Here is a 4,647-nt window from a genome sequence, read left to right on the forward strand (position 1 = left end):
AGCGAAACCGGGCGATCTTCCTCCTCTCGGCGCGGGCGGGGCTGCGGGCCAAGGAAATCGCGTCCCTGACCTGGGCCATGCTGACCGACGCCGAGGGCGAGATCGGCGACGCGATCCGCCTCGTCGATCAAGCGAGCAAGGGCTCGTCCGGCCGGACGATCCCGTTGAACAAGGAATTGAAGGCGGCGCTGGTGCAGATCCAGAAGGCTCAGGTCGGCGGCCGGGCGTCGCTCTTCGTGGTCACGACCGAAAGAGCCAGGCGGACCAGCGCCGCGGCGATCGTCAACCTGTTCGCCGTCTGGTACCGGACGCTCGGCTTCAACGGCTGCTCGAGCCACAGCGGCCGGCGCGGGTTCATCACCAACGCCGCCAGGAAGATCGGGACCGTCGGCGGGTCGCTGAGAGACGTGCAGCTCCTGGCCGGACATGCGTCGCTCTCGACCACCCAGCGCTACATCGACGCGCACGCCGACGCGCAACGGCGGATCGTCGACCTGGTTTGACGCCGCTTGGCGGCTTGCCCGGTGAAGCCTGTCCTCCAAGCCCTTCGTCTCAACGATATAGGCCGTCGCTCGGATCAGCCACGACCGACCATAAGGGCGAAGCCCCTACCTCGGCGCCAGCTCGGCGATGAGGTCGTTCGCGGCCTTCGCCATCGCGAGTCCCGCATTGATCTCGAACGCGTTGATCGCGACCATCACCCCGATGTTTCGCGCAGGGGCGAAGGCGGCGTAGGAAAAGATTCCCTGGAGGCCGCCGGCCTTCTGCAGGATGAGCGGGCGATCGCCCTCGGGAGCCATGATCACCCAACCGAGACCCATCGCGTCCATGTGGCCCGACTCGTCCATGCCGTAGACGGTGTTCAACCCGTCGCGCCAGAGATAGGCGGCGTGGTCGATGAGGCGCTCGACCGCGCCCTCGTTTGACATCCGGTCGAGATGCCATTGCAGCCAGCGCAACAGATCGCGTGGGCTGGAATAAAGCCCGCCGGAGCCGACAATGACTTCACCCGTCGGCGCATAGGGCATGGCGGAGCCGTCGAAATTGTGTCCGCGCATGAGGCGCGCCGTCTGACTGCCGGACGGCGCGAAGGTCGTGTCGGTGAGAGAGAGCGGCGTGAGGACGCGCTCGGCGATGAGGTCGGGATAGGGCCTTTTCGCCGCGGCCGAGAGAGCGGCCGCGAGCAGGTCGAAGCCGAAATTGGAATAGGAGACCGCCGTCCCCGGTGTGAACAGCAGTGGATTGGCCTTGAGCCAGGCGACGAACGCCTCGCGGGTGGTGTGGACGAAGGGATTGTCCGGCGGACCCGGCTCATGGGAAACCTCCCGCGGAAGCCCGGCCGAATGGGTGGCGAGATCGATGAGCCGGATCGGCCGGCCGCCCTCCGACAGCGGCGCGATGAAGTCGGGGACGTATTTGGTCAGCGGGTCGGCGAGGGCGACGACGCCGTCGCCGGCGAGGCTCGCCAGAACCTGGCCGGTGAAGGCCTTGGTGATCGAGCCGATCCGGAACAGCGTGTCGCCGTCCGGCTCGGCGTCCGAACCGTCTGCGCGGCGGCCAAAGCCGTGGATCGACGTCCTGCCGTTCTGGACGACGCCGATCACGAGGGCAGGGAACCTTGCTCGCGACGAACAGGATCTGCCCGCTGAAGTCGACCGCCTCGTCGAGTTCGGTCTGGGCCGCGCGCGCGGCGAGCGGCCACGGCAGAGCCGCGCCGGCGAGGAGGGCGAGGAGGTCGCGTCGTCGCATGGGAGTCCTATCGGAATTTGGATGTTTCACTGAAGAAGCAGGACGAAGGGCCCGACTTGGGAACCTTCCTCGGCCCATAAACGGAACTGCTCAGAGCGTCCAAGATCGCTGCAACGGCACGATCGGTTCTTGACTCGTCCCAGGCCGCTCTCACTGATCGCGTCGACCGATTTTGCGATCGGCACGGCGACCAGCCCGATATCTCCCAAAATTCCGCTCGACGTCGATCCGCGACGTTCAAACACTCGCAACGGCCATAGGCTCGAAGCGCAAATCCTCTTCTGCCGACAAGCTCTTGAAGGTTTGCCAAGCCCTCGGGGCCGTCAACGTCGAGCACGAAAATCCTCGACCGTGCGCCTGTCGCGATCCCGTAATTCGAGAATCCGACTTGTGCGATCCGCACCGCGAGTCGCTTGCAAATGATTTCCGGTTCCCTTATCTTGAGCGTATCACCGTGCGACCCGCTCGGAATGAGTTCAGCGATTTGACCGATGCCGAAAGTGCAAATTCCCGCGAAGCCGCTACGGCGTTCCCCGCCTCGCCTGGCTGAGGACCGTGAAGAATTCTTCCGGAGGGGCTGGTTTGCCTCGGACGAGGCCAAACGAAATTTTGGGGGCCTGTGTCAGATGGTGAACGAGCTGCGGCGTGAAGTCGGGCTGCTGGGGCGCGAAGCGGAGCCGCTCCTGATGCTTGTCGACGCCCGATCGGTTGAGCCCGCCGAGCAAGAAATTGAGATCTCGATTGAGAAGGCGAAGGCCGACTGGCCGGCCGTGACCGGCGCCGCGCTGCTCTACGGCTCGACCTTTCGAATTCGGGGGAAAAAGCTCATGCGCGCGGTCTTGCGGCGGCACGAGGTCAACCGGCACCCGGCGACGAAGTACTACAGGCCTCAGGCGGAAGACATGCAGACCGTCGAGCTTGTCCAGGAGCTGCGCGGCCTGGCTCGTCGTTTCGATTCCATCGCCGCCGTCCTTGATTCCCGCGCGAACGCGCCGCGCGGGCGAACTCGCTCCCGCGATGAAACGAGCTGAAGGAGAGACAAAATCACGCGTTACAACCTATCTCGCACACTAGCGCACGTGCACACCAAGCTCTGGAGTAGTATGATGAAGCGTCGTCACGGCTATTATACGAAGACTGAGGCGTCAGAATATCTTGGCATCGAGAAATGGGTGCTTGATGATCTGAGGGATCTCGATCTTTGGCCGAGTTATGTCCGGATCGGCAAGAAGATCCGCTACAATAAAAGCGTCTTATACGAATGGGGAACGGCGAACCTCCTCTGGATTCACTAACAGATATTGTCACTATACGAGCGCGCCGACAATAACGCGGCGCGCCCCGCCCGGCTCCCAGTGGGCGAAAGGCCCTCGCGTCGACGCCTCGCTGCTTTCCGATAATAGGCGCGCCGATCGGCAGCTCGGGGCTCAGACCCGGTTCAGACGTCTGACCATGCGATTCGTAATTGGAATTGGCGCGGTTCCTAAAAAGAGCAAGCCCCCGAAGATGGCATCGACAATCCCCCGCCGAGCGCCGGCCTACTTCACCAGAAGTGGCGGCGTCGACCGCTTACTTTTCGAGCGGGTTCGCCGCTTCATCGAGACGCGCACGGACGCGGAGTGGAACCGAATGCGGAATCTGCGGTCGCTCAAGAGCGCCGGCAACTTTCTTCCACTCATGGGGCGGATGTTCCGCTGCGACGACGGCGCACCGTGCGAGGAGCTGTTGTGTTCGCGATGCGCTCGCCGCTATCGGCTCTGGTTCGCCGGCCAATGCTTGTCTTTCGCTGTTGAGCCGGTTGAGGCGCACATCGTCACACTTCTGCTCGTCGCCGTCGGAGGCGCGCAGCTGCACAAAGTCGACGTCCGCGCCGAGCACGGGCGGTTGAGAAAGCGCCTAATCCGCTGCGGCATCAAGTCGGCGATCGGCGGGACTGAGGCGGCGTACGACGCCCCGAACGACCGGTGGGTCGTCCACGTCCACCTCTTGATCTTCGGCGAGATCGAGCAGGCGATCGCCCGGCTCAGGGTGATGGCGAAAGGGGATGGCTTCGAACGGCCCGTCAAATGCCAACGCGTTCGCGACCCAGTGAGTCAGGTGACGTATGTACAAAAATTCGTCACGTACCATCGCCCAGGCAAGGCGAGCGCCAGCGGCAAGGGGCGGCCCTACCCTCTGAAGCCGCGCCACGTCGCCGAGCTGGCGCGCTGGTTCTACCATCGACGTTTCGGCGATTTCGCCTTGATGCTCGGCTTTCGCCGACGCGGTTCACGCATCGTCGCAGAACCGTCGTTCGCCGACATTGTCGCCGAGGCCCAGGTGGCGACGTGGCGACGTGGCGACGCGCCAAAAAGGGCCACCCTGCCCGACGCGAGATTCGCTATGAAATCAAACCGTTCAGTGTTGCCCACCCCCTCAACGAAAGTCGCGACACGTCTACGCGCCCCGCATCCGAATCATGCGAATCGCGAAGACAAACCACCCCTCGAGACCGAGCGCCGACCATCCAGCTAGTCGGGACCACGTCGCCACGTCGACGAGTAAACGCCGAGCGCGACCGCGACCAATTAAGAGATGAGCATGAGAGATGATTCAAGCCCCTCGGACAACATCGAGATCGTGGCGATGGGTCGTTGTCCGCAAGAGCACCACTTCCTCGAGCTGCAGATCGTCGTGGGTGGTCGGCGACGTCGCCGCATCCTGTCGATGGAGGAGTTTGAGGCCGCGCCAGAGCGGATGATCGCCTCGTTGGAGGCCGGCCTGGTGACGCCGTCGAGTCGCAGCCATTTTCGCCGAAGTGTCCACGAATCGCTCCGGACTCTGAGGCCCACTTTCCGTGTGGCGACGCGACCGGGCTGGTATGGCCGGTCCTTCGTGCTGCCGAGCGGCAGGGTATTT

The 4,647-nt window shown here is 63.8% G+C and carries 6 protein-coding genes; 4 read left to right on the forward strand and 2 right to left on the reverse strand.

Annotated features, from left to right (window positions below; genetic code table 11):
• Window positions 1-503 (forward strand): tyrosine-type recombinase/integrase (locus ACLP25_RS22330; RefSeq protein ID WP_442471336.1); only part of this gene is annotated, 503 nt, incomplete at its 5' end.
• 105 nt (window positions 504-608) lie between these two features.
• Here the strand turns inward: ACLP25_RS22330 and ampH are convergent.
• Together ampH and ACLP25_RS22340 are read right to left on the reverse strand one after the other, a co-directional pair.
• Window positions 609-1,604, reverse strand: coding sequence for a D-alanyl-D-alanine-carboxypeptidase/endopeptidase AmpH (gene ampH, locus ACLP25_RS22335; protein WP_442471337.1), 996 nt, complete (start codon window positions 1,602-1,604; stop codon window positions 609-611).
• A gap of 152 nt (window positions 1,605-1,756) precedes the next feature.
• Complete coding sequence (locus ACLP25_RS22340; RefSeq protein ID WP_442471341.1) at window positions 1,757-2,152, reverse strand: bifunctional DNA primase/polymerase; 396 nt, start codon at window positions 2,150-2,152, stop codon at window positions 1,757-1,759.
• 223 nt (window positions 2,153-2,375) lie between these two features.
• Here ACLP25_RS22340 and ACLP25_RS22345 point away from each other — a divergent pair, with 223 nt between their 5' ends.
• The 3 genes from ACLP25_RS22345 to ACLP25_RS22355 form a co-directional block, all read left to right on the forward strand.
• On the forward strand, window positions 2,376-2,780 hold the full coding sequence (locus ACLP25_RS22345) for a hypothetical protein (RefSeq protein ID WP_442471338.1): 405 nt from the start codon (window positions 2,376-2,378) through the stop codon (window positions 2,778-2,780).
• Window positions 2,781-3,735: 955 nt separating this feature from the next.
• On the forward strand, window positions 3,736-4,263 hold the full coding sequence (locus ACLP25_RS22350) for a hypothetical protein (RefSeq protein WP_442471339.1): 528 nt from the start codon (window positions 3,736-3,738) through the stop codon (window positions 4,261-4,263).
• A 66-nt stretch (window positions 4,264-4,329) separates the two neighbouring features.
• The coding region (locus ACLP25_RS22355) for a hypothetical protein (RefSeq protein ID WP_442471340.1) at window positions 4,330-4,647 on the forward strand (318 nt) is incomplete at its 3' end.

The sequence above is a fragment of the Roseiarcus sp. genome (assembly GCF_052145395.1).
In the GTDB taxonomy this organism is placed as follows: Bacteria; Pseudomonadota; Alphaproteobacteria; order Rhizobiales; family Beijerinckiaceae; genus Roseiarcus.

What these genes read in the sequence shown, in the direction of transcription:
- ACLP25_RS22345 (WP_442471338.1), top strand. Translation starts at nt 2,376, where the DNA reads ATGGTGAACGAGCTGCGGCGTGAAGTCGGGCTGCTGGGGCGCGAAGCG.